21 protein-coding genes are annotated in these 25,322 nt (G+C 33.3%); 13 read left to right on the forward strand and 8 right to left on the reverse strand.

The window, feature by feature from the left end:
* Positions 1-69: 69 nt before the first annotated feature.
* Positions 70-1,536, reverse strand: coding sequence for an MFS transporter (locus ABXT06_RS18645; protein WP_354592092.1), 1,467 nt, complete (start codon positions 1,534-1,536; stop codon positions 70-72).
* 407 nt (positions 1,537-1,943) lie between these two features.
* Here ABXT06_RS18645 and ABXT06_RS18650 point away from each other — a divergent pair, with 407 nt between their 5' ends.
* Positions 1,944-2,882 carry an alpha/beta hydrolase gene (locus ABXT06_RS18650; RefSeq protein ID WP_354592093.1) on the forward strand — a complete coding sequence of 313 codons (939 nt, stop codon included), beginning with the start codon at positions 1,944-1,946 and terminating at the stop codon, positions 2,880-2,882.
* 87 nt (positions 2,883-2,969) lie between these two features.
* On the opposite strand, the gene ABXT06_RS18655 is transcribed toward ABXT06_RS18650, so the two are convergent.
* The 3 genes from ABXT06_RS18655 to ABXT06_RS18665 form a co-directional block, all read right to left on the reverse strand.
* Positions 2,970-4,406 (reverse strand): PepSY-associated TM helix domain-containing protein, encoded by a 1,437-nt coding sequence (locus tag ABXT06_RS18655; RefSeq protein WP_354592094.1) that lies wholly within the window; start codon positions 4,404-4,406, stop codon positions 2,970-2,972.
* 73 nt (positions 4,407-4,479) lie between these two features.
* Positions 4,480-5,721, reverse strand: coding sequence for a DUF4374 domain-containing protein (locus ABXT06_RS18660; protein ID WP_354592095.1), 1,242 nt, complete (start codon positions 5,719-5,721; stop codon positions 4,480-4,482).
* 26 nt (positions 5,722-5,747) lie between these two features.
* Positions 5,748-8,141, reverse strand: a complete 2,394-nt coding sequence (locus tag ABXT06_RS18665) for a TonB-dependent receptor (RefSeq protein WP_354592096.1) — start codon at positions 8,139-8,141, stop codon at positions 5,748-5,750.
* 107 nt (positions 8,142-8,248) lie between these two features.
* On the opposite strand from ABXT06_RS18665, the gene ABXT06_RS18670 reads away from it, so the two are divergent.
* From ABXT06_RS18670 to ABXT06_RS18695, 6 genes are all read left to right on the forward strand, one after another.
* A complete protein-coding gene (locus ABXT06_RS18670) occupies positions 8,249-9,280 on the forward strand; it encodes a helix-turn-helix domain-containing protein (RefSeq protein ID WP_354592097.1) in 1,032 nt (343 codons plus the stop codon).
* Between the two features lie 555 nt (positions 9,281-9,835).
* A complete protein-coding gene (locus ABXT06_RS18675; RefSeq protein WP_354592098.1) occupies positions 9,836-10,150 on the forward strand; it encodes a hypothetical protein in 315 nt (104 codons plus the stop codon).
* A gap of 23 nt (positions 10,151-10,173) precedes the next feature.
* Entirely contained in the window at positions 10,174-10,731 is a 558-nt protein-coding gene (locus ABXT06_RS18680; protein WP_354592099.1) for a 2'-5' RNA ligase family protein, read from the forward strand.
* Between the two features lie 191 nt (positions 10,732-10,922).
* Positions 10,923-11,846 carry a helix-turn-helix domain-containing protein gene (locus tag ABXT06_RS18685; protein WP_354592100.1) on the forward strand — a complete coding sequence of 308 codons (924 nt, stop codon included), beginning with the start codon at positions 10,923-10,925 and terminating at the stop codon, positions 11,844-11,846.
* Between the two features lie 236 nt (positions 11,847-12,082).
* Positions 12,083-12,805: an SDR family oxidoreductase gene (locus ABXT06_RS18690; RefSeq protein WP_354592101.1), complete on the forward strand. Its 723-nt coding sequence runs from the start codon at positions 12,083-12,085 to the stop codon at positions 12,803-12,805.
* A gap of 87 nt (positions 12,806-12,892) precedes the next feature.
* Positions 12,893-13,657 (forward strand): SDR family NAD(P)-dependent oxidoreductase, encoded by a 765-nt coding sequence (locus ABXT06_RS18695; RefSeq protein ID WP_354592102.1) that lies wholly within the window; start codon positions 12,893-12,895, stop codon positions 13,655-13,657.
* 273 nt (positions 13,658-13,930) lie between these two features.
* Here the strand turns inward: ABXT06_RS18695 and ABXT06_RS18700 are convergent, their stop codons facing one another.
* The 4 genes from ABXT06_RS18700 to ABXT06_RS18715 all read right to left on the reverse strand — a co-directional run bounded on the left by ABXT06_RS18700 (position 13,931) and on the right by ABXT06_RS18715 (position 16,796).
* Entirely contained in the window at positions 13,931-14,386 is a 456-nt protein-coding gene (locus ABXT06_RS18700; RefSeq protein ID WP_354592103.1) for a PepSY-like domain-containing protein, read from the reverse strand.
* Positions 14,387-14,458: 72 nt separating this feature from the next.
* Positions 14,459-14,863, reverse strand: a complete 405-nt coding sequence (locus tag ABXT06_RS18705) for a hypothetical protein (protein ID WP_354592104.1) — start codon at positions 14,861-14,863, stop codon at positions 14,459-14,461.
* A 194-nt stretch (positions 14,864-15,057) separates the two neighbouring features.
* The gene (locus ABXT06_RS18710) at positions 15,058-15,762 is read right to left on the reverse strand and encodes a LytR/AlgR family response regulator transcription factor (RefSeq protein ID WP_354592105.1); all 705 of its coding nucleotides are present in this window, start codon (positions 15,760-15,762) and stop codon (positions 15,058-15,060) included.
* On the reverse strand, positions 15,759-16,796 hold the full coding sequence (locus ABXT06_RS18715; protein ID WP_354592106.1) for a sensor histidine kinase: 1,038 nt from the start codon (positions 16,794-16,796) through the stop codon (positions 15,759-15,761). Before ABXT06_RS18715 ends, ABXT06_RS18710 begins: the two co-directional genes overlap by 4 nt.
* A 175-nt stretch (positions 16,797-16,971) precedes the next feature.
* Between ABXT06_RS18715 and ABXT06_RS18720 the strand changes: the two genes are divergently transcribed.
* The 6 genes from ABXT06_RS18720 to ABXT06_RS18745 all read left to right on the forward strand — a co-directional run bounded on the left by ABXT06_RS18720 (position 16,972) and on the right by ABXT06_RS18745 (position 25,319).
* Complete coding sequence (locus ABXT06_RS18720; RefSeq protein ID WP_354592107.1) at positions 16,972-18,357, forward strand: TolC family protein; 1,386 nt, start codon at positions 16,972-16,974, stop codon at positions 18,355-18,357.
* A 12-nt stretch (positions 18,358-18,369) separates the two neighbouring features.
* Entirely contained in the window at positions 18,370-21,654 is a 3,285-nt protein-coding gene (locus ABXT06_RS18725) for an efflux RND transporter permease subunit (protein WP_354592108.1), read from the forward strand.
* Entirely contained in the window at positions 21,644-22,732 is a 1,089-nt protein-coding gene (locus ABXT06_RS18730) for an efflux RND transporter periplasmic adaptor subunit (protein ID WP_354592109.1), read from the forward strand. The genes ABXT06_RS18725 and ABXT06_RS18730 overlap by 11 nt, the downstream gene beginning before the upstream one ends.
* Before the next feature lie 202 nt (positions 22,733-22,934).
* Positions 22,935-23,957: a hypothetical protein gene (locus ABXT06_RS18735; protein WP_354592110.1), complete on the forward strand. Its 1,023-nt coding sequence runs from the start codon at positions 22,935-22,937 to the stop codon at positions 23,955-23,957.
* The gene (locus ABXT06_RS18740) at positions 23,957-24,946 is read left to right on the forward strand and encodes a hypothetical protein (RefSeq protein ID WP_354592111.1); all 990 of its coding nucleotides are present in this window, start codon (positions 23,957-23,959) and stop codon (positions 24,944-24,946) included. The genes ABXT06_RS18735 and ABXT06_RS18740 overlap by 1 nt, the downstream gene beginning before the upstream one ends.
* A 103-nt stretch (positions 24,947-25,049) precedes the next feature.
* Positions 25,050-25,319 (forward strand): hypothetical protein, encoded by a 270-nt coding sequence (locus ABXT06_RS18745; RefSeq protein WP_354592112.1) that lies wholly within the window; start codon positions 25,050-25,052, stop codon positions 25,317-25,319.
* Positions 25,320-25,322 lie beyond the last annotated feature (3 nt).

The raw sequence follows: 25,322 nt of genomic DNA on the forward strand, positions 1-25,322 counted from the left end.
AATTAATTTTTTTAATGGAATAACCATAATTCTAACCAAAAATTATTTTTGTTTGGAAGAAAATTTCTTTTACAAATCAGTAATTGGACGGTATTTAGGAACTAAAGACTTCATTACAGTCCAACCTATTAAATAGCAAACTGCACAGATCGAGAAAATAATAAAATATCCAGCCTCAATTCCTTTAAACCCCATAAAAACCATATTAGTGTCTTTGGCGTAATCAAACAAGACCCCAGACCCTTTATTAATCAAAGTAGATCCTAACCCTCCTGCTAAACCTCCAATACCTGTGATAGTTGCAATTGCTTTTTTAGGAAACATATCTCCTACTGTAGTAAAAATATTTGCCGACCAAGATTGGTGTGCTGCTCCTGCAATTCCGATAATAATTACTGGAACCCAATAACTAATATATCCTAATGGCTGTGCGATCAAGGCTAATAATGGAAAAAATGCAAAAATCAACATTGCTCTCATTCTTCCTTCATACGGATTCATTCCTTTTTTCTCAACGAAATAAGTCGGAAGCCAACCACCAATAATTGACAATAAAGTAATCATGTAAAGCACAAACAATGGCAATGCCGCTTCTGTAGAATCCATTCCATAAACCGAACTCAAATACGCTGGCGTCCAGAATAAGAAAAACCACCAAACACCGTCTGTCATGAACTTACCAAATGCAAAAGCCCAAGTTTGTTTGTATTTAAAACAATCTGCCAAAGACACTTTTCCTCCAGCTTCTGGTTTAAAACCGATTTTACTGTCTTCAATATCATCTTGCTGAATATAAGCCAATTCTTCTGGTGTAACTTTCGAATGTTTTTCTGGCTTATCGTACATAAACATCCAGAATCCCATCCAAACAAAACCTAAAGCTCCAATAATGATAAATGACATTTCCCATCCAAAAGATTTTGCTATGAATGGAATTGTAATTGGCGCAGCTAAAGCTCCTACAGTTGCTCCTGCATTAAAAATACTAGTTGCAAAAGCTCTGTCTTTTTTAGGGAAATATTCTGCTGTTGTTTTAATTGCCGCAGGGAAGTTTCCTGCTTCTCCAACTGCTAAAACGAAACGTGCAAAAATAAATAAAGCCACACTCACATTGATTACCAATGCTGTATCGCTTATTGTACTGATTATTTCTTTTGAACCATGAAAACTCACAAACCATTCTCCTGCTATAATTCCTGAAGTAGCGATTCCGCAGAAGGCATGAAGACAAGCTCCTACAGACCAAATTCCGATTGCCCAAAGAAATCCTTTTTTAGTATCCATCCAATCTACAAATCGTCCGGCAAACAACAATGAAACTGCATAAAAGATTGAAAATAAAGCGGTAATATTTCCGTAGTCATTATTAGTCCAATGAAATTCTGGCGCAATAAAATCGCTCCAAGTTAAAGAAAGGACTTGTCGATCTAGGTAATTGATGGTAGTTGCAAAAAATAACAATGCACAAATACTCCAACGGTATTTTCCTGTGGTTTTGACACTCTGATTTACTGCAACAGTTTCGGTTTGATTCATAGTAAGTGGGTATTATAGTTTTGTAATTTTTGGCAATCTTACAGATTCTCATTACTGCTTTCTAAGAATAGTATAATCAATAAATTAATACCTTTGGAGAGAAATAATGTAATCGATTGCACAAATATAGTTTTTAATCTGTACAATCCAAATAATATTGTGTAAAAAAATAATTTAGTTCGTTAAAATAAACATATTATATAAAAAAAGGAATACAAAATTACACATTAAACAATATATTTGTTAAAAGGCAGCGGGTGAAATTTATCCTTTTGTTGGGGTAAAATTGTCCCAAAAGCCAACTTTTGGCAAACCAATTTTATGTATTTTTAGATTCTTTTGCTATTCGCTTGCATTTACGAATACAAAAACATAAACATCTACAAACCAAATAATTATAAATTAAATTGAAAACTACTAAAACACAATTCTCAAGAGGCATTACGTTGAGTTTTCTTCTTTTCTCAGGGCTATTTTCTATGAATGCACAAAATCAAGTAATCCCGTTATGGGACAAAATTCCAGATGAAATAAAAGCTGCCGATTATAAAGAAAAAGAAGTTATTAAAAATGGAAGAATGGAGAGCACAAGCCAGGTTTCTTTACCCACTTTAAGCATTTTTATTCCTAAAGAAGCAAAACCAAATCAAACCGCTGTTGTAATTTGTCCGGGCGGCGGCTACACCCATTTAGCATTCGAAAAAGAAGGAACAAAAGTGGCAGAATGGTTTAATAGCCTTGGAATCGCAGTATTCGTCTTAAAGTATCGAATGCCAACCGATTTAACCATGAAAAACAAAAACGTTGGGCCATTGCAAGATGCTCAAGAAGCTATTCGTTACGTAAGACAAAATGCTTCGAAATGGAATATTGATCCTAACAAAATTGGAATTTTAGGCTTTTCTGCCGGCGGTCATTTAGCTTCAACTGCTTCAACACACTATGATGATATAGTTTATGAATCGGCATACAAAGTGAGTGCACGCCCAGATTTTTCATTATTGATTTATCCTGTAATTTCAATGGAAAACGAAATTACTCATAAAGGCTCTCAAACCAATTTGCTTGGAAACAATCCGTCAAAACAATTAATTGAATCTTTTTCGAATGAAAAGAAAGTAACTTCAAAAACACCACCTACTTTCTTAATTCATGCTACAGATGATACTGTGGTTATTCCAGAAAACAGCATTAATTACTATTTGGCTTTAAAGAAAAATGGAGTTTCTGCTGAGTTACATATATATGAAAAAGGAGGTCACGGATTTGGATTAGGTATTGATGACACCAGTAAATATTGGACAAGAGATTGTGAAGAATGGCTTAAATCAAACGGTTATAACTAGAAAAAAAGAAAGGCAAAACTTTTACAAGTTTTGCCTTTTATCAAAAAAAAAAAACAAAAAGGAATTATAAAAACCAATTTTATATGTTTAAGCAGTAACTTCTTGCTCTGCTGTATTTTTCAATTTAGAAACAGGAATTGCTTTAGTCGCCACTTTTGGTTTTGCGGTAGGTTTCTTTTTACCAAATTTCTGTTTTCCCCACCAGATAATAAACCCCGTAATGGGTAGACTTGCAGAAATTAAACTGGCCAAAAATGCAATAATTTTACCTGTAAGTCCAAGAACACTTCCAACATGAATATCATAATTCATACGTCTGATTTTGTCTGGAATATTAGCTTCGATATACTTTCCTGAAAAAGGGGTTTTAATCGAAATTTCTTTCAAGCTCTGCTGATCAAAACTATATCGATCCATATTATAAAAAGTGTGTCTTTGCTTGTAAACAAAAGCACCAATCGGATCTGCAGGTTTTCCTGGAATACTAATCATAATTCCAGATGCTTGAGGATTTTCTTTTCTTAAATTCAATAAAACTTTATCGGCTGTTGTGATATTAAATTCCTTCACATTAATTGTATCAGATTTTGGAGATTCGCGGTTTTCAACCAATGGTTTTCCTCCAGAAGTCACCCAATACAAAGATTTGCTCCACCATCCAAAACTCCATACTAAGCCTGTTACGGCAATAAAAAACAGGAAAATGCAGCTATAGAAACCAAATACATTGTGCATGTCATAATTGACACGTTTAAAACTCGCGTCCCATTTTATTTTAAAACTTTTATCAATAATAGATTTAATCCATTTTGTTGGCCACCATAAAACGATGCCCGAAATTAATAACATAACAAAAATTAGAACTGCAACTCCAACAATTGGTCTTCCTATATCATACGGAAGCCATAATGCGCGATGTCCGTTTAAAATCCATCTAAAAAAATCTGGAGAATCTCCTCTTGAGAAAGTTTTTACATTTAATACCTCTCCCGTATATGGATTCATATAAACGCTTATAAAAGTTCCTTGTCTTCTTCCTCCTTTACGTTTTTCACCCTTTCCTTTTTCTTTGCCTTTTTCATTTGGTTGAGCTTTTAATTCAGATTTTCCTTTTGCATTTTCATTTTTAGCAAAATCTTTTCTTCTTCTTTTATGCTCTCCTTTTTCACCACGTCCGCCTCTTTCACCGTCTTCTTTTTTCTCCACAAAATAACCAACAATAGCCGCTTCATCTTTTGCTCCAAAAGTTACGCTAGTTGCTTTTTTGTCTTTCATTTTTTTATCTGCAATCGAAACCAATTGCGACGGCAATAAAAATGCTTCTTTCTGAGGTTTTACAAAACGCCAGTCTTCAATAAAATCTTTTATTTCATTTTCAAAAACATAAATACAGCCCGTAAGACTGACAATGACGACAATAATTCCAGATGCTAAACCAAGCCACAAATGCAGCCAGGCCATGATACGCTTAAAAAGCGACTTTTTACTTTTTTTCTTATTATTTGGTTTTGAAGAAGAAAACATATTGGGATAGATAAATAGGATAAATAAAAAAACCGCAAGTCCTCAAAAAATGAGGACTTACGGCAAAAAAATATTAGTATTTTAATTTTTGAATTGCAGTAATTTGTCCGCCTTCAACTTTCATACCTTTTGTTGCAACAGCAGTTGTACCATTGATTGAGTAAATCCAGTTTCCATCAGGAGTATTTACACCAAGAACAGCTGAATTACCATCTTCTGTTGTAATATTATAACGAGTAGTAGCATTTGACAATACAGCTGGCATTCCAGTAACCCATTTAAAAGTTTGGTTGTATACATCAGCAAGAGCTAACTTAACAGATCCAGAATTAGTTCCAACGTTTCCGTACATTAACAATAGGAACTTACCATTTGAGATATAACTTGTAGAAGAAATTTTGTATCCTCCTGATTTTTCCTGAACATTAAAGAAATAAGATTTGTCAAATTCTGTGGTTCCTTTAGCAATTTTAACAACAGCCGAAGGTTTTGTAGAAGTAACTACACCATTAGCTGTTCCAATAGCTCCGGAAAATCCATATGCATCTCCTTTTTCATCCTTAAACAATCCATTAGTAAAATAAGCTCCTAAGTAACTTGTACGGTTATCTTTAATTACTTTTTCTAATTTTAGATCCGGATAACTATATACAGCTACCCAAGTACTATCAGCATGTCTTGTCCCAAAAGTATCCGGAGCAATACCATTAATTTTCATATAAGGCATAAATACTTTATCTCCCACCTGAGTTGCCCAAGTAAAATGAGCTCTTTCTGCTAAATCTGGATTTTTATTTCCAATTAAAAGTCTCGTATCCTGTGCTACTGTTTCTGTAAGTACAGATTTTTCTGCATCAACTTTATACATATAAGAAATTGAAGCGCCGCTTCTAGGCACTTTTACCATTAAGATATCTTTGTTAACAGGTGCAAAAACCTGTACTGTCTCCGACTGGAAATTTGAAGTCTTAGTTAAGTCTCCATTCGCAGTTAAGCCATAAGTAGTAACAGCTCCTGGATTTCCCTGACCGTATAGGAAACTAAAAAATTTGTTTTGCGTTGTTAAATAATAACGATAAGTACCATCTTGTTCTAATCCGTTTCCTTGTGTTGTTATTGACCCAGTTGAAATATCACTAGCTGTTAATAGATAATCCGCTACACCTTGTGCACCTGTAGTAACAGTAACTATATATTTTGTTTTTGATGTATCTCCACTAACGTCTTCTTGCTTCCCATCGTCAGAACTTTCACAAGAGGAAAATGACAAAACCAATGCTGTTAATAGTAAAGGTAATTTGCTAATTGTTTTCATAGTATTAATTGTTTTATATATTAAAATTATTTATTCGATTTATTAAAGAAATATCTAAATTTCACATAAAAGGCACGACTTGGCTTTTGAAGCGAAAAATTATCAACAAGTTCGTTATCCATTAAATTTTGACACTCCAATGCCACGTTATATTTTCCGTTAGCCATAGTGTAAACTAAATTTAAATCATTTTTAAACTGTACAGGGATATCATGTTTTCCGCTCGATGTTCCACTGCTTGGCCAATACAAATAATAAGAATGCACATAAAGAAGATTATAACCAACAGACAAATTATTTCCTTTTTTTATTACATCATCAAAGAAAAGTGTCGCGTCCAGATTACCAAATAAATAAGGAATATTAGGCAGTCTGTCCTTATAGTAATAGGAAACAAAATTTTGCTCTGGCTCATATTTGGTCATATTTCGTATATCCTGATAAGTCATATTAAGACCAGATGTAAATCGCTTTTTGTAAGAGTATCGAATCTCTCCATCAATACCTTTAGTTCTTACACCACCTAGATTAACGGTTACAGTTTTGTTCTGATTATTATTAAATTCCGAACGGATAAAATCAGTACTATTACGATAGATACCATTTATATCAAATGTTAAAGCATTAACGTTATTAAAACTAGTTTGATAACTAAATCCTAAATTAATATTGTTACTCGATTCTGGTTTTAAATTATTATTACCCTGCACATTATCATTAGGATTACCAAAAATTTCATCCGAAGTAGGTAATCTATATGATTTTTCATAAGAGGCTTTCAACTGTAAATTTTGCTTTAAATAGTAGCTACTTGCTCCTCCATAACCTAAATTAGATGATTTATCATTTAACACCACATAAGCAACATCTCCCCAGTTTCCAGAAGGATTATAACTTCTGGTGAGAGTAGTATTTAAATCATAATTTTTCACAAATAATGACGTGCTCCATTTTTGATTGTAGTCAAATTTATAAGCCGCAGCCAAAATATTCTTTTGTAGCTTTTGAGGCTGCTGATAAGCTATGGACTCAGGATAAAGTTCATCACTTCCTTTACGGTCAAACATGTTAAATGTATTGTTTAGCAATAAAGAATGACGTTCTCCTATGGCATAAGTCGCATTTAAAGTAGCTATTCCATTGTTGTTTTTAAATTTATATAGAGATCTTTCAGCTTCTCCACCCAGACCTGGCCTTGGTACATATTGTCCAAACCAATTGTATCGTCTATTTACAGTATCTACAGTTTGTTCATAACCAAAATTAAAATTTCCCGTTACATTCACATTCAACCCTTTTGTAAACAAATCTTTTACCTGATATTTTAAAGTAGGCATCAAAGTATTCCCGCGTCTATACCTTTCGCCAAATACTGCTTCCATTCTGGCGCCAGTTTGAATATCAGCCTTATTTTGCCCAGCTGTAAAACCAAACATTAATTTATCGGCATATTTTTTACCTGTAATTCCAATATTAAAAATTACAGTTTCATTATGGTAATTATCATGAAATCTTCTTACTCGTGTTTCTTTATAATATTGATTAGTTTCTAAATTTTGAGCTTCAACATTTACCCAGTAATTGTTATCTGAATAATTTTGAAATGCATTAATCTCCGTAGTAAAACCACTTTTTGAAGTATAACCTGCGTTTATGGCAGTTTTAAATGTATTGAATGACCCAAAGGAATAAGAAGCATCCACATAAGTTCTAGGTTTACTATTCGTTACAATATTAACAGCTCCTCCCAAAGCATCTCCACCCAGCCAAATAGGCACAACACCTTTATAAACCTCTACACGATCAGCCAGATTAATTGGGATATTATTGATTTGAAAAGACGAACCAAAATTATCCATTGGCACACCGTCAATAAAAATTTTAATTTGATTCCCAGAAAATCCATTAATTGATAATTCAGATCGGGATCCTACCCCTCCGGCTTCACGAAAACGCACGCCTGATACTCTATCTAAGGCATGTGCCAGATCCAGAGTAGAGTTATGTAGTTTTTTTGCATCGACAGCTGTTACGTTATAAGCTTGCTTATTGACCTTATCAACTGACGAACGCCCTAAAACCGTTACACTTTCTAATTCCTGCAATTCGTTATCCAAGTGAACCGGAATATTTACAGAAGTTCCAGAAACCTCTATGCTTTTTTTAAAGACTGAAAAACCCATTGCAGAAACTTTGATAGTATGTTTTCCTGGTTTAACATTTCTGAAAATAAACTTTCCATTTTCATCGGAAATCATACTTAAGTCAGTTTTTTCTATCACTACTGTTGCAAATGGCACTGTTTGACCATATTTTTCAACCACTTGCCCGATCACTGTAACCCCATGATTTTGCTGGGCAAATGAAAAGAACGAAAAGAAGAAAAATGAAATAAAAAATATTTTTTTTGGCGTTGACATATATTTAATTAGACTAATTATAAATAACTTTGCTGCAAAAGTACCATCAACGTCTTTAAAAAAGATAGGGAAAAACGGATTATTATTTTGTAAAAACGGATTAAATTTTGAAAATCAACGCCACACTTTTAACGTCAGAAACGCCTATAATTAAAATTCAAATTGGAGATAAATATTATCCAAAGAGCATTTTAACCGAAGAGAATGTAAACATTCAAAATGGAGATTCTGAAAAAATTATAAGCCGTCATCTTATAACTGAAGGATTGGTTCTTCTTGATACTCAGATGTATTATTCAACACCAAGAACTGTAAGTTTTGAAATTGATGAAGAATCGGTTGTGATGAATTTTATTTATAGCAGCAATGTCGAAACCTACATTGACCAATTGGAAAGCGAAAAATATTCAAGGAAAAACACACATAATATTTTTTATACGAACAATTTTAAAGCAACGTTTAACATTCCGCCTTTTACAGAAATCAACTACCTGTCGATTATTCTTTCCACAGAGTTTTATTTTAATATAATCAATGAAGACTGGCAGTTACACGAAAAATTTTCAAAAAAAATCCTTCAAAAACAATCCAGTTATTTAACTTCAAAATATCTTCCTTTTACACCAGCAATTCAGTGGGTGACTTCTGAAATAAAAAATTGTACGCGAGAAGGAGTTCTAAAGAGAATTTACATTGAAAGTAAAATTAAAGAACTTCTTATTCATCAGCTCGAAACATTAATTATCAAACCTTTAGAAACAAATAAAATTAATCAAGAAGATTATGATAAACTTTTAGAAGCTAAAAAAATATTAGAAGACGATTATAGAAACACACCTACTCTTCCTGAACTTTCGAGACTTATTTCGTTAAATGAATTCAAATTAAAAAAAGGTTTTAAAGCTTGTTTTGGCACCACTGTAAAAAGCTATATCATAAAACTGAGAATGGAACATGCCAAAGAATTGTTTCAAAACAAAAAAGCTACAGTAAGCGAAGCGGCTTATAAATGTGGCTACAAAGATGTCTCACATTTTTCTGCAGCATTTAAAAACTATTACGGATTCTCGCCTCAAAAGTTTAAAATCAACACCGATATTATTCAGTTTTGGCTAATTGGTTTTTCATTATTGTGGTAAAAAAAGGGTTTTAAAATTACGTCCGTCGACTTAATCTTAAAACCCTTAAAAAAATTAGACATTAATGTATATTGCAAACTTATATACAATTACCCACGATCAAATGAATATGTCAAAATTCAATGTAAAAACGTTTCTCCAAAAACAGTTTTCTGTAGAAATTCTAAATGATCCCAAAAAGGTAAAGGCATCATCGTTTTCAAATTTCTACAGGCCAAAATTAGAATTCACAAGATAGATAACCTTACGGTTTTCCTCATTGTGTGAAAAAATTAACATTCTTAACTTTAACTTAAAAGCTTAAGTCTTTGTATCGCAAAACATTGTAAAAATCCTCTTTAACGCAAATTTGTGAAAGAAAATACTAGATTCTAAACGGAATCTTTGCAAAAAAAGACATTTCTTGTCCTAGATTAAGCCATATTTCTCAAAACCCTCCCTACATTTGTGAGTGATTTAAAATAGAGAATGAGATAATTTGGACAATTAGAGAATAAATGAAGAGCTAAGAAATTTAGTATCTTACAACCTCAGAACCTTTAGAAGCTTGAAAAAATGAAACAACTGCAATTTTTATTACTCGGAAAAAATGAAGCCATTTTAGCTATTTTACTTCGTCTTGTTAATGCTGATGAAAACTGGAATGGTGTTGCTTTTAATAACGAAAAAGAAGCCCAAGAATACTTTCAAAACAATAAAATCGACATTGTGCTTTTAAGTTCTGCAATCGAAGATCATGTGGAGAAAGAATTTACTTCTTTCTGCTTAAAAAATAATCCAGATGTTGAAGTCATTGAACATTTTGGAGGCGGAAGCGGATTATTAAAATCTGAGATTCTGCATCGATTACATTTAAAGGGAAAACTTTAAATTTGTCATTCAAAGCCTAAAAAATGGAAAAAACATATTCGGTTGTATTTTATTCTAAAGCACTGGTTGAACCCGTTAAAAAACTGAAAGACTTTTTAAAAAGTAAAATCAATTGGTACAATAGCTGCAATTCTGAAGCTCATATTACAATTTGTGAATTTGTAATTGAAGAATCTCAACTTGATTCTGTCAAACAAAGGCTTACTAAAATTGCAGATACTTTTACACCTTTCGAAGTGTTCTTAAATCACTTTGATTCTTTTCCGACTAGTGGCGCTTTTTTTATTGGTGCAACCGAAGAATCGAAGAATAATTTGGTGCCCATCATGAAAAAGACTCATGAAACGTTTAAATCTTTAAAGCATAAAAGCGATAATCCACACCTGTCAATCGGAAGAAGATTAACTCACGAAAACCTTAAAATAGCTTCTGAACTTTTTACCACAATTGATCTTCAATTTGAATGCAATGAAATTGTTTTAAGAGAATTTGATCCCAATGTAAAACAGTTTTTTGTGATTGATGCTTTTCCTTTCGGAAGCAATCCCGAGCCTGAGTTTGTACAAGGAAGTTTGTTTTAATTTTTTTAGCCGCAAAGACGCTAAGGCGCAAAGGTTTTTTAAGTAATTCCTTAAAATGCAAAAAAACTTAGTCAAAGATTGAAGCGAAATACAAATAAAATTGCAAAACAATATAAAAAAACTTCGTGCGTTAGCGTCTTCGTGGCAAAAAACATTTTTTCGTATATTTGAATTTCGCAATTCATCACGATATGAAATCCCTAGATTCATTTTACCAAGATATTACCGAAGGTTTTACAGTTGATCCCACTTCATTATTGCCAAACGACATCCAGAAAGAAATCGGACATTTTAATGTTTTCGATATTAAGGAACTTTTGGAACGCATGAAAGGAAAACCCGGAATGCCTTATGACAGAAGAGCTTATTACAAAATAAGTTTAATTAGAGGTCACAACAAAGCAGAATACGCCGATAAAGTAATCGAAATCGAAAAACAAGGATTGCTATTTGCAACGCCAAAAATTCCGTACAACTATTTACCACAAGACACCAATCAAGGTGGACAGTTTTGTGTATTTACAAGCGAATTTTTATCTAAAAGCAAAAGCGGAATCGATCTGGACGAACTTCCAATTTTTGCTTCAGACGGCTATCCAATTTTTCAATTATCAGATGAAGAAGTAGAAGAAGTTTCTTTGATTTTCAATAAAATACAAAAAGAAATTAATTCTGATTATATTTATAAATACGATTTAATTCGAAATTATGTTGCTGAATTAATTCACTTTGGACAAAAGTTACAACCTATAACCGCTTTGTATTCTAAGCACAATTCGGCAGCGAGAGTTTCTTCTTTATTTGCTGAATTATTAGAAAGACAATTCCCTATTGAATCTCCAAATCAAAGGTTGGAATTGAGAACAGCAAAAGATTTTGCGGAAAGATTATCCGTTCATGTGAATCATTTAAATAAGGTTTTAAAGGAAAATACCGGAAAAACCACAACCGAATTAATCAGTAACCGATTAACAAACGAAGCAAAAATACTTTTAAAACAAACCGATTGGAATATATCTGAAATAGCCTATTCACTTGGTTTTGAAGAATTAGCTCATTTTTCAAATTTCTTTAAAAAACAAACGTCCTTTACGCCGATTGCCTTTAGGAGTTAAGTTGTTTTGTTTCAGGTTTTAGGTTTTAGATTTCAGGTTTTAGGTTTCAGGTTCGAGAACTTTGTCAAAGTTTCGAACTTTGACAAAGTTTAAAGCAACGCTTTGGAATTTGGAATTTCTAAAAATTGGAATTTATTACTTGTGATTTGAATTTCGCAAACATCGGTTTGATATTTACAACTTCCCAACTCTACTTCGCTCCTACCTTTGTCTCATCAAATTTAAAGAACGAAAAGATGAATTTATCAGACAACAAAATTTTAATAACTGGAGGTGCAACCGGTATCGGACTTGGACTTACCGAACGATTTATTCAGGAAAACAATACCGTGATTATCTGCGGAAGAAGAGAATCGGTTTTAAACGACGTTAAAGCAAAGTTTCCGTCTGTAATTACAAAAGTTTGCGACTTATCTGTAGAAGCAGAACGCGTGGCACTTTACGAATGGATTACAACAAACCATCCTGATTTAAACGTTTTAATCAATAACGCAGGAATTCAAAACTGGAAATCAATAACAGATGCTGATTTTTACGAAAGTATGAAAGCTGAAATCGATACCAATATTGAAGCGCCTTTACATTTAACTTCATTATTTATTCAGCTGCCATCACTTAAAACCGTGATGAATGTAACTTCTGGATTAGCATTTTCTCCTTTTGCAAAAGTTCCGGTTTATTCGGCTACAAAAGCTTTTTTTAGATCGTTTACACTTTCGCTTCGTCACTTATTAAAAGAGAAAAATATTGAAGTGATAGAAATTATTCCGCCAGCATTAAATACTGATTTAGGCGGAATCGGACTTCACGACGCACATCCAAGCGTAAGCAGTTTTATCGAAGCTATTTTCGAACAATTAAAAGAAGGCCGACAAGAACTAACTTTCGGAACCAGCGAAACAAGATTAAACGCAAGCGCAGAAGAATTAAGAAATCATTTTAATGCAATGCATAATTAATGGTAAATGATTAATGGTGAATTGTAAATTAAAACATTTAACATTTCATCATTCACAACTAATAATTAACAATTAACAATTAAAAACATGGCAGCAAACACAAAAATAGCTCTAGTTACAGGCGGTAGCAGAGGTTTAGGAAAAAATATGGCAATTGCGATTGCAAAAAAAGGATTGGATGTAATTATTACATACAACAGCAAAAAAGAAGAAGCTGACGCAGTAGTTTCGGAAATTGAAAACTTAGGTCAAAAAGCAGCTGCATTACAATTAAACGTAGCAGAATCAGGAACTTTTGATGCTTTCTTTGAAGAAGTAAAATCGGTTTTAAAAAGCACTTTTAAAACAGATAAATTTGACTTCTTAGTAAACAACGCCGGAATCGGAATTCACAATTCTTTCATTGGAACAACTGAAGCTGAATTCGATCAATTGACTAATATTCAATTCAAAGGCCCATTTTTCTTAACTCAAAAAGGATTAAACGTAATGAACGATGGCGGTGGAATTGTAAATATTTCAACTGGTTTGGCAAGATTTTCTTTCCCTGGTTATACAGCGTATGCTTCTATGAAAGGCGCAATGGAAACTTTAACCAAATATCAGGCAAAAGAATTGGGCGCAAGAAAAATTAGAGCCAATATAGTTGCTCCTGGAGCCATAGAAACTGATTTCGGAGGTGGCGTAGTTCGCGACAATGAACAAATGAACCAGCAAATTGCTTCTGTGACCGCTTTAGGTAGAGTTGGTCTTCCTGACGATATTGGAGGTGTTGTTGCCTTTTTATGCACCGAAGATGCAAGATGGGTAAATGCACAACGAATTGAAGTTTCTGGTGGAATGATGTTGTAAGGAAGTTTCAGGTTTCAGGTTTGAAGTTTCAAGTTTAACCGCAAAGAACGCTAGGGATTACGCAAGGTTCGCAAAGTTTTTTTTCGTAAAGCTTTGCGAACTTCGCGTTTATATAACATAAAGCTTAGAAAAAACCTTGCGTACTTTGCGGTTAAAATAGACAAAGAATATCAACCTGAAACTTGAAACCTGAAACAAAAAAACAAAACCCAATAAGCATTAAAAACTTATCGGGTTTGTCATTTCAAATAATATTTGAATTAGTAAGCCGTTTTATCGAATTTGAACTTTTTTAGAAAACTCACCATCCTGATCAAAAATTAAGTTATAAAACTTTGAATCTTTAGTTACTCCTGCTTCGTATGTCTTTATATCCGTATTATCCGTAACAGAAAAAAACTGTTTATAGGACTTAACAGAATAATTAGTCTTCAAATAAGTTTGAACCTTCTTTGGTAATTTTGTTATTGGTACCTGCAATTTATAAGCTTTAAAAGCTCCATTTTTATCATATCTTGCAAGTGCGATTGTTTTTGGAGCTGCATTAAATTTTGCTTCAAAAGTAACATCATCACCAGCACCACTGTATTCAAGATCCCATATTGCCTTTTTCTTAGGATATTGGTTTTCAAATGCTTTCAACACATTGTCAGGTGGTACTAAAGTTCCATTTTGAGCTTTCACAAAGCTCATTGAAATTAAGAAAACTAGTAAAAAAATCTTTCTCATATTACATTTATTTTAAAAAAGTAAATATAATAAAACAAAGTATTTTTCCTACAAAAATAAACTTATTTCACATTAATTTTTATCAATTGAAACATCAAAGCCTCCTTCTGCATCAAAAACAATATCATAAAATTTAGTATCCTTTGTTACTCCAACTTCGTATGTTGTTTTTTTCTTATCGTCTACAACCATTGCAATTTCCTGAATGGCTTTTGCCTTATAATTCTTTTTTAAATAAGACTGCGCTTTTATCGGAAGCTGTTTAAACGGAATCTGTAGCTCATACGCTTTCATGTTTCCAAGATTATCATAAACCGCTACCGCTTTTGTTCTTTCATCTACATTGTATCTCGCTTCAAATCTAACTTCATCTGCATCATCGCCAACATATTCCTCAGACCAGATCGGCACTTTTCCCGGATATTCTCTTTCAAAAGCAAACCGAACCTTTTCTGGAGGTGTGATTTCCTTTTTCATATTGGTTCCCTCTTGAGCTATTAAAAAACTACTGCACAAAAAAGTAAAAGACAAAAACACGTTTTTCATAGTTTCATTTTTTAAAATTAAACTTTAGCAACGTATTAAAATTAATACTTTTTCTCTTACGATAACATGAAGAAATTAACATTTTTTATCCGCAGAAAAAACTCCCTTTAAAATCAAGTATTCAGTTATAATTCTAGTTTTTTTAATCGGTCGGTTAGCTCTCTTTTATACGTAATTCCAATTGGGATTCTTTCGTTTTTAATCACTACAAAATCTTTTTCAGTAGCATCAATTTTGTCCAGCGCCACGATATATGATTTATGAATACGCATAAAACTCTTTTCTGGAAGACACTTCTCAAATTCTGTTGTGGTAATGGATGCCAGATACGTTCTTTTTGTCGTGTGAAGTTTTACATAATTGCCAAAACTCTGTGCGTATAAAAGCTGATCCAATTCAATATCCATCAAATAACCATCTACTTTTACGCTAACCGAATTTACAGTCTCTTCGGTTTTTTGCTTCACGCTTTCGGTCGCAAAAAAACGGTCAATTGCCTTTAGAAATCTTGGAAAATAAATCGGCTTCAGCAAATAATCAATTACACCGTAATCGTAACTTTCAAGCGCAAATTCAGAATATGCTGTAGTTAAAATAGTTTTAGGATGTGTTGGGAGAATTTTAAGCAGTTCCATCCCTGAAATTTCAGGCATATTGATATCAAGAAACATTAAATCGACTGGATTTTCTCTAAGATAATTCATCGCTTCAATGCCATTATAGCCTTGAAAAACCAATTCTAACTGCGGATTCTGTTTTATATAATTAGCCAAAACATAATGCGCAGCGGGTTCATCATCTACAATAATGCATTTCTTTGTTTCTCTCATCCTACAAACTTTTTAAGCTGTATTTCTAAATCTACAATATAAGTCTGTTTATCGTCTTGAACGTCTAATTTATAGTCTTTCCCATAAATTAAATTCAGACGTTCAATGGTATTTTTCAAACCTATTTTGGTAGAAATCACATCATTTTTCTTCGGAATTGAATTGGCAACATGAAGATGCAATAATCCGTTTTCGACCGTAATAGTAATTTTTACGAAGCAATTTTCAATAGCGCAAGTTCCATGTTTAAAGGCATTTTCGATAAATGCAATTAAAAGCATCGGAGAAATTTTATACGTGTATTCGATATCTACTTTACTTTCAAAATCAATTTCGCATCTATAGCCTACGCGCTCTTTTTCTAGCTGTACATAACTGTTTATAAACTCCAGTTCATCTTCTAAAGATACGCATTGTTTGCTGTTGCTTTCCAACTGATAACGCATTAACTGCGAAACCTTCATAATTAAATCGGGCGTTCTGTCTGGAAACTGAAGGCTTATTCCGTAAAGCGTATTAAAAGTATTGAACAAAAAATGCGGATTTAATTGTCCTTTCAATGAATTCAATTGCATTTGATTGAACAATAAAGCCGCATCGGTTTGTTTTCTGTGAATACGATAAAACTTAAAAACAATAATCGGACTCAGAATGCAGACCAAAGTTCCTAAAACACTCGCCAGTTGGTACGCATAACTTCTCTGATGCGAGTTTTGGTACAAATGGCATTTGGCAAACATATCCATCCTTGTAATTTCATACAAAATGACCGAAAATACAAAAACTCCAAAAAGCGTTAAAATGATATAGGTAAAAGGTTTGTTTGCTTTGAATAAAATCGGAAGGATAAAAAAGCGATTAAATTGAGCATGCATGTATAAAATGCAATAAAAAAATACACCCATTGCAATAGAAATGAAAGAGCTAAACAGCATCCAGTCATTTTTTAGGGTATAGATTGTAAAGGAGAAAAGGACAACGGCAACCTCCTGCCACCATTTGTTATCCAATATGTTATCAATTCTTTTGTTCATTCTTAATTGTGAAATAGTTTACAAAGTACGAACAAATATTTAATTATTTTTTTCAAAAAATGACCAATTCAATTCGTCATTTACTAGTGCAGTACATCACTTAACCTGACTTTTATCAGTGTAAGAGAAATAAATTTGTTTCATCAAAAAACATTTCTATTCACACATTGAGTTTATGTATTTCAAAAAAATTACCTTTTTATTTTTATTGATTTTTGCCTCAGCCGGCTATGCTCAAACCCTGTCTTTAAAAGAAGCTGTAAAGATAGGTCTTGAAAACTACGGTTCTATTCGAGCAAAAAACAATTACACCAATGCATCAAAAGAGACTCTAAAACAATCTCGCCGTGATTATCTGCCCAACCTGAATTTATCGGCACAGCAGGATTACGGAACTGTAAACGGACAAAACGGACCGCTTTATGGTTTTGGAGGTTTAGGAGTTGCTTCATCAGGTCTTCCGTTACCAGAACAAAACTGGAATTCGGCATTTGGTGCACTTTATTTAGTCAACATGAACTGGGATTTTTTCACTTTCGGAAAAACACAGGAGAAAATCAATTTATCTAAAATTGATGTTCAGGCTAAAGAAAAAGATTTAGAGCAGGAAAAATTTCAGCAGGAAATCAAAATCTCAGCTGCTTATCTGAATTTATTGGCAAGCCAAAGATTACTGATTTCACAAGAAAAAAACCTTTCTCGCGCAGAAGTTTTCAAAAAGACTGCCGTTGCGAGAGTTAAAAACGGATTATTGGCAGGAGTTGATTCTACATTGGCTACAGCTGAAGTTTCTAAAGCTAAAATTGCTTTAAACTTAGCCAGAAACTTTGTTAAGGAACAAAACAACAAATTAGTCGATTTAATGGGCGTTGCGCCGCAGGATTTTGTTACTGATACTTTATTTGTAACTCAGATTCCGAAAGAATTGGTAACCAAAGAAACTGCTACAGACAGTCTTCACCCTTTATTACAATTCTATAAAACTAAAATCGATTACAGCAATCAGCAGGTTAAATTGTACAAACGTTTCTATTATCCAACAATGAGCGCTTTTGGGGTTTTACAAACCAGAGCGTCGGGATTTGACAATTCGTATGCAACCAATCAAAATGCTTTTACAAGAAATTATTGGGATGGCGTAAATCCAGATCGTACCAATTATTTGGTTGGAGTTGGAATTACGTGGAATTTAACCACACCTTTCAGATCAAGCAAACAAGTAAGCGCTCAGAAATTTGTTTCTCAAGCTTTGCAGGAAGAATACAATCAGGCTGATAGAGAATTGAAATCGCAGTTGACTTTTGCCGAAGATAAAATCAAAATTACTTTGGAAAATTATGCCGAAGCGCCAATTCAGGTTGATGCCGCGCAAAGAGCTTACATTCAGAAATCGACCTTGTACAAAAATGGTTTAACTGATTTAACTGATTTAACTCAAACCATGTTTACGCTAAATCGCGCTGAAATCGATCGAGATATTGTCAATAATAATGTATGGCAGTCGTACTTATTGAAAGTCGCTGCAACAGGAAATTTTGACTTATTTATAAATGAATTTTAATTATAAATCCTAATGAATTTAATACGTTTTGCACTCCGCAAACCCATTTCCATTTTAGTACTGGTTGCGGGTCTATTTTTCTTCGGAATTGGTGCCATCAGAGACATTAAGGTAGATATTTTACCAAAAATGAATTTGCCGGTTATCTACATCGCGCACCCGTTTGGAGGTTATACGCCAGACCAGATGGAAGCTTATTTTGCCAAAAACTACGTAAACGTTTTACCTTTCTCGAACGGTATCAAATCGGTAGAAACCAAAAATATTCAGGGGTTAATGATTATGAAATTAACCTATTATGAAGGAACCAACATGGCTCAGGCTGCTGCCGAGTTAAGTGCGCTTTCAAACAGAATTCAAGCGGCTTTTCCTCCGGGAACACAGCCACCGTTTATCATTCGTTTTGATGCCTCTTCACTTCCAATTGGTCAATTGGTTTTGAGCAGTAAAATACGTTCAAACAACGAACTGCAGGATTTAGCCAACGTTTATGTTCGTGCTTCCTTTACTGCAATTCCTGGTTTATTATCGCCAGCACCTTTTGGAGGAAGTCCAAGAACTATTGAGGTAAACGTAGATCCAGATTTATTACGTTCTCATAATATGACGCCAGACCAGATTGTTGACGCAATTCGTTTAAACAACCAAACGGCTCCATCTGGAAACGTGCGTATGGGCGACAAAAACTATATTACGCCAACTAATAATACCATTAAAGAAGTTAAAGATTTTGAGCAGATTCCGTTATTTAAAGGCGGTGTTCAAAACTTAAAATTAGGCGATGTTGCCTCTGTAAAAGACGGTGCCGATATTACAGCAGGTTATGCTTTAGTAAACGGAAAACGTTCGGTTTACATTAGTATCGCAAAAGCGGGAGACGCTTCGACTTGGGATGTGGTTCAGAAATTGAAAAAAGAACTTCCAAAAATTCAAAGCACGCTTCCTGAAGATGTAAACATTACGTATGAATTTGACCAATCGGTTTATGTAATCAACTCGGTTAAAAGTTTGATTACTGAAGGTATTATCGGTGCGGTTCTAACGGGATTAATGGTTTTATTATTCTTAGGTGACCGTCGTGCAGCTTTAATTGTAATTATGACGATTCCAATTTCGATTATCTCAGGGGTTTTATTCCTGAAATTATTCGGGCAGACGATCAACTTAATGTCATTATCAGGATTGGCTCTTGCAATTGGTATTTTGGTGGATGAAAGTACGGTAACAATCGAAAATATTCACCAGCATCTCGACATGGGCAAACCAAAAGCACTCGCCATTTGGGATGCCTGTCAGGAAATTGCTTTACCTAAATTATTGATTCTTCTTTGTATTCTAGCCGTATTTGCGCCAGCATTTACCATGGTTGGTATTCCAGGAGCGTTGTTCTTGCCTTTGGCTTTAGCAATTGGTTTCTCAATGGTTATTTCTTTCTTATTATCTCAAACTTTTGTCCCTGTAATGGCCAACTGGATGATGAAAGACCATGTTAAACACGAACACGAACCAAATATTACAGACGACGAAGCAGAGTTTAATGCTTGCGGATTAACGCCTGAATCTGAACAAAATTTAATTGGTCAGAAAAGGGATTTGGTTGAAAGAGAAGATTTCAACAATGATGGAAAAGTAAGCGGTTTCGAAAGATTCAGAAATCGTTTCATGCGCCTTTTAGATCGTTTGTTTGTTCATAAAAAAATAACAACGGTAACCTATTTAGTTGGAGCAACACTTTTAGCAATTCTGTTCATTAATTTCATCGGAAAAGACGTTTTCCCGAGAACCAATTCAAGCCAATTTCAATTAAGAATGCGTGCCGTTGACGGAACGCGTCTAGAAAGAACCGAAGAACAAGCCAGAATTGTTTTAAAAGAATTAGAAAAAATGGTCGGAAAAGATCATATCGGAATTACATCTGTATATGTCGGCCAGCACCCTTCTCTATTCTCGATCAACCCGATTTATCTGTTCATGGCTGGTTCTCACGAAGCTGTTTTCCAAGTGAGTTTAAAAGATTACGAGGAAGATATGGACGATTTTAAAGATGAGTTTAGAGCAAGACTTAAAAAAGTATTGCCAGACACTAAACTTTCTTTTGAGCCAATCGAATTGACAGATAAAGTTTTAAGCCAAGGTTCTCCTACTCCAATTGAGATTCGAGTTGCCGGAAAAGACAAAAAGAAAAACGAATTATACGCTACTCAAATTGTAGACAAGTTAAAAGCGATTTCGTATTTCAGAGACGTGCAAATCGGACAGCCAATTCATTATCCAGCAATGAATATTGATATTGACAGAACCCGTGCAGCTGAATTGGGAGTTGATATGAATGATATTTCGCGTTCGCTTGTCGCTTCGACTTCATCTTCACGTTATACAGAAAAAAATAACTGGGTCGACGAAAAAGCAGGATTATCGTATTCTGTTCAGGTTCAAGTTCCTTTAAACAAAATGAAAAGCAAAACCGATATTGGAGAAATTCCGGTATTAAAAAATTCGCTTCGTCCTGTTTTAAGTGACGTTGCCAAAATTACACCAGGTTTTGTGAGTGGAGAAAATGACAATTTGGGGGCCATGCCATACATTACCGTGACAGCAAACATCTATAAAACCGATTTGGGGACGGCATCAAAAGATGTGAGCAAAACAATTAGTTCATTGGGCGAATTACCTCGTGGTTTGTTTATCACGCCAATCGGATTAAGTACTGTATTGACAGAGACATTAAGCAGCTTGCAAACAGGATTATTGGTCGCTGTGTTTGTAATCTTCTTAATGCTGGCCGCTAATTTCCAATCGTTCAAAGTTTCGCTGGTAATCTTAACAACGGTTCCTGCCGTAGTTTTAGGAGCTTTATTAATGCTGACCATTACAGGCTCTACGCTTAACTTACAATCGTATATGGGAATCATCATGTCGGTTGGAGTTTCTATTGCCAACGCCGTTCTTTTGGTTACGAATGCCGAACAGCTTCGAAAAATAAACGGAAATGCCTTAGAATCTGCGAGAGAAGCAGCAGCGTTGCGTCTTCGTCCGATTATCATGACTTCTGTTGCCATGATTATGGGTATGTTGCCAATGGCAATTGGACACGGCGAAGGAGGCGATCAGGTTTCTCCGTTAGGAAGAGCGGTTATCGGTGGATTATTATTTTCTACTTTTGCCGTATTATTAATCCTTCCGCAGATATTTGCGTGGGCACAAGAAAAAACATCGACACAATCGGTTTCTTTAGATCCTGAAGACGAAGAAAGCATCCATTATATCTCATCATTAAAACCAAAAAATGAACACTAAAATTATAAAATATAGCCCGCTGTTTCTAGCAGCAGTATTTTTCCTTAACAGCTGTAATTCTAAAAAAGAAGAACCTGTTAAAGCAGAAATTGAACCTAAAGTTGAAACTTTCCTTTTAGCGAAAGAAAAACTAACAACAGAATTGCGTTTGCCTGCCGAATTAACGGGTTTTCAACAAGTTGATTTATATGCAAAAGTGAGCAGTTTCGTAAAAACCTTAAAAGTTGATATTGGAACGAAAGTAAAAAAAGGACAGCTTTTAATCGTTTTAGAAGCGCCAGAAATAAGTTCGCAAGTAGCAGCGGCCGAATCTAGATTGAAATCGATGGAAGCGATTTATGCCACAAGCAAAAGCACGTACAACCGTTTGTACGAAACGAGCAAGGTTGAAGGAACGATTTCTAAAAACGATTTAGAAATGGCAAGCGGAAAAAAGAATTCTGATTACGCACAATACCAAGCAGCAATTGCAGCTCATAAAGAAATTTCGATTATGAGAGGATATCTTGAAATTCGTGCTCCTTTTGACGGCGTTGTAGCGGCAAGAAATGTCAATTTAGGTACATTTGTTGGTCCAGCAGGAAAAGGTTCAGATTTGCCTTTATTGACGATTCAAGAGCAAAGTAAATTACGTTTGGCGGTTTCTGTTCCAGAACTATACACAGGATATTTACACCCAGGCGATGAAATGAGTTTTAATGTAAAATCGCTGCCAGAAACTTTTACCGCTAAAATTACCAGAATGTCTGGCGCTTTAGATTTAAAATTACGTTCTGAAAGAGTTGAAATGGACGTTCACAACACCAAAGGAAATTTATTGCCTGGAATGGTTGCCGAAGTTTTGTTACCACTTAACGCGAAAGACAGCACATTTGTAGTGCCAAAATCTGCGGTAGTGAATTCTGCGGAAGGTTTATATGTCGTAAAAGTAGTAAACCACAAAGCGACAAGAGTGGACATTAAAAAAGGAAGAGAAATCGAAGATAAAATCGAAATTTTCGGCGACTTAACTCCAAACGATAAACTGGTAAAAATTGCCAGCGAAGAAACTAAGGAAGGCGATGTCATAAACGAATAACCTGCGTTTAGTCTTCAATTTAGTGATTACCAAAAACTGTACGCATTCTTAGGAATGCAAATTTAAAAATTTGCCTAAAGACAGCTCTTATTAATTTGAGAGCTGTTTTTTTTTTAAACTTACATCTTTAATTATTATGATATTTCAATATTGTTTAAATCTTGCTGGTATAATTTGTATATTCGAATAAAATTAAATATTTATGAAAATTTATAACATTGCAAATGATAATGTTATTAGTGGTATTTGTGGTCTAGCCCAAACAGATTATAATTACACTTTAGACAAAATATTTCCTCTAATTAATAAGTTAGAGGAACAACGTAAGTTTTTAGATACAAAATTCTATAAAAGACTTGAACGTGACATTTTATTGGGATGTTTAATGCCTCCCCTAACTTTAGCTTTTATTAATAAAGATTATAGCATAAAATCATTAAGTAATTTCGAAGAATATGTAAATAAAAATATTGAGCATGGATTTATACTTGATGGTATTCAACGTTTAACAACTTTAAAAAGGGCTTCAGAAAAACCAGAATTTAATTCTGAAAAAGAGATCTTTTTTAATATAATAATTGCTGAAAATAAAGATAAGTTGTTGTATAGAATGATTACTTTAAACAACGGTCAAAGAGGAATGACACCGCGACATCAAATTGAAATTTTAACTCATGAATTATTCGATTTTTCAAAACTAAATATCAAAGTCCAAACTGAAAAAGAAAAAGCTAGAAAACCTGAGAAATTTTCATTCAGTCTTGGAGATATTGCAAAAGGATATATGGCGTTTCTTACTAAGAATGTTAACAATGAGAACTCGAAAATTATTGAAGAAAAAATGGACGAGATTTTAGTTGGAAGAATTTTAGATAATGATCTTGAAGATAATGAAATTGAATTTGAAGATTTAATAAAATTTGTTGATAAAAATTCTACTAATTTATTCTGCCTTAATTGGTTTCAAACTGTTAACAATTTTATCGGCTTAAGTGTTGGTTTTGCAAATTCATATAAGGTATTATTTGAATTTAGTTCTGAACAATTAGAAGAACAATTACATAAGTTTGAAGAAAGTTTTAAATTTTTAAATCCTTCTAAAATTAATCTAGGTAAGTTTAGGAGAGAACTTTCAAGAGAGTTTATTCAAAATATCGATAAGTACCAAAATTCTAGTCAAGATGAACTTAATGATATATTCTTTGATTTAACAGCAACTGATTAATGAACGACCTTTTTGAATTTTATGAAGAAAGTGGAAATGATTCAATTCTGCAAAAATATCCTGAACTAAGAATAAATAAAAGTCCAGATTTCTATTTAATATTAAGAGGATTGATAGGTTCATTAAAAATTAAGCAAGTATTCCGAGATGAAACTTTTGAACAATCTATTAATTATTTAGATCAAACATATGAATTAAAAAGTGTCAATGAAGTTGAGAAAAAAGAAATTGAGGAGGGATTTCCCGAAGCAATGCAAATACTGTTTTCAGAATTAAGAAAAAAATGTAAATCAAACTTAGAAATTTTACCACAATATATTTCAGATTCATTTGCTCTCAAAGATATTTCGGAAGCAGTTTCTAATATACATTTAAAAAGAAGAAACAAAGATTTCTTTGAAGCTCTAAACAATGAATTTTGCAACTTTTATTACTACACTCATAAAGAAAACCATACAATTGCATTTTTACATTTATACAGAATCTTAGAATACGTATCTTATTCCTTTCCTGTTATGTATGCTGCAAGCACAAAGGATTTTTCTAAATCGTTCGACTCTTTAAAGGGTTTATTCAGCGGAGATAAAGACCAAGGTGAATTAAAAGTTTTTAAATTTTTTATTCAAAAAGTTATGAGTATTGAGAAAAATTATGATGTTTTAACTATTGACATAAACATTACATCTGAATTTGAGGATTACAATGAAAGAATTTATAAAACTTTAAAATCCATATGTGATAAATCAATTTTTGATGATTTTAAAGATATACAAAATAAAAGATTAGCAATAAAATTTTCTGAGTTTTCTAGTTTTATTATAACTATAAGAAACCGTTTTTTTCATTTAAAAAATTCTCAAGATAATAATATTCGTAGCATTGATATTGTCGATTCAGATTTTTTCTTCAATATCATAAATCGAAAGTGTGCATATTTTTTAAGTTTAGTAACTGTTTTAATTATATCTAAATCTCACTTACAAAAATGAGATATAGAATAAAATAAATAGATTTTCTAATTATTTATGGAAAACCATAAAAAATAGATTTAAGAACATATTAAATTCCCATAAATTTTAAATATTAAATCTTATGGGAACAACAGTTGCAAACGTCTTAATATCTTATGATATTGACAAATTACATTCATCAGTTAAGGATGCATTAGAAAAACTAGGTTATTTGGATCGTTTTAAAAATCCTAATGATCCAAAAACTTATTTACTACCAAATACAACAATGTGGCATCCAAGAAAATCTTCAAATCAAGCTATGGATGACCTAAAAACTGTTTGCAGAAACTTACAAGTTAAGCTTGAAAAAGCTGTTACAGTTAACGCCTCTGAATTTGTTGGACTTTAATTA

The organism is Flavobacterium sp. UW10123 (assembly GCF_040538975.1).
Classification (GTDB): Bacteria; Bacteroidota; Bacteroidia; order Flavobacteriales; family Flavobacteriaceae; genus Flavobacterium.

What these genes read in the sequence shown, in the direction of transcription:
- ABXT06_RS18695 (WP_354592102.1), top strand. Translation starts at nt 12,893, where the DNA reads ATGGCAGCAAACACAAAAATAGCTCTAGTTACAGGCGGTAGCAGAGGT.
- ABXT06_RS18740 (WP_354592111.1), top strand. Translation starts at nt 23,957, where the DNA reads ATGAACGACCTTTTTGAATTTTATGAAGAAAGTGGAAATGATTCAATT.
- ABXT06_RS18675 (WP_354592098.1), top strand. Translation starts at nt 9,836, where the DNA reads ATGAAACAACTGCAATTTTTATTACTCGGAAAAAATGAAGCCATTTTA.
- ABXT06_RS18735 (WP_354592110.1), top strand. Translation starts at nt 22,935, where the DNA reads ATGAAAATTTATAACATTGCAAATGATAATGTTATTAGTGGTATTTGT.
- ABXT06_RS18690 (WP_354592101.1), top strand. Translation starts at nt 12,083, where the DNA reads ATGAATTTATCAGACAACAAAATTTTAATAACTGGAGGTGCAACCGGT.
- ABXT06_RS18680 (WP_354592099.1), top strand. Translation starts at nt 10,174, where the DNA reads ATGGAAAAAACATATTCGGTTGTATTTTATTCTAAAGCACTGGTTGAA.
- ABXT06_RS18700 (WP_354592103.1), bottom strand. Translation starts at nt 14,386, where the DNA reads ATGAGAAAGATTTTTTTACTAGTTTTCTTAATTTCAATGAGCTTTGTG.
- ABXT06_RS18730 (WP_354592109.1), top strand. Translation starts at nt 21,644, where the DNA reads ATGAACACTAAAATTATAAAATATAGCCCGCTGTTTCTAGCAGCAGTA.
- ABXT06_RS18685 (WP_354592100.1), top strand. Translation starts at nt 10,923, where the DNA reads ATGAAATCCCTAGATTCATTTTACCAAGATATTACCGAAGGTTTTACA.
- ABXT06_RS18710 (WP_354592105.1), bottom strand. Translation starts at nt 15,762, where the DNA reads ATGAGAGAAACAAAGAAATGCATTATTGTAGATGATGAACCCGCTGCG.
- ABXT06_RS18645 (WP_354592092.1), bottom strand. Translation starts at nt 1,536, where the DNA reads ATGAATCAAACCGAAACTGTTGCAGTAAATCAGAGTGTCAAAACCACA.
- ABXT06_RS18745 (WP_354592112.1), top strand. Translation starts at nt 25,050, where the DNA reads ATGGGAACAACAGTTGCAAACGTCTTAATATCTTATGATATTGACAAA.
- ABXT06_RS18655 (WP_354592094.1), bottom strand. Translation starts at nt 4,406, where the DNA reads ATGTTTTCTTCTTCAAAACCAAATAATAAGAAAAAAAGTAAAAAGTCG.
- ABXT06_RS18715 (WP_354592106.1), bottom strand. Translation starts at nt 16,796, where the DNA reads ATGAACAAAAGAATTGATAACATATTGGATAACAAATGGTGGCAGGAG.
- ABXT06_RS18720 (WP_354592107.1), top strand. Translation starts at nt 16,972, where the DNA reads ATGTATTTCAAAAAAATTACCTTTTTATTTTTATTGATTTTTGCCTCA.
- ABXT06_RS18725 (WP_354592108.1), top strand. Translation starts at nt 18,370, where the DNA reads ATGAATTTAATACGTTTTGCACTCCGCAAACCCATTTCCATTTTAGTA.
- ABXT06_RS18705 (WP_354592104.1), bottom strand. Translation starts at nt 14,863, where the DNA reads ATGAAAAAGGAAATCACACCTCCAGAAAAGGTTCGGTTTGCTTTTGAA.
- ABXT06_RS18665 (WP_354592096.1), bottom strand. Translation starts at nt 8,141, where the DNA reads ATGTCAACGCCAAAAAAAATATTTTTTATTTCATTTTTCTTCTTTTCG.
- ABXT06_RS18660 (WP_354592095.1), bottom strand. Translation starts at nt 5,721, where the DNA reads ATGAAAACAATTAGCAAATTACCTTTACTATTAACAGCATTGGTTTTG.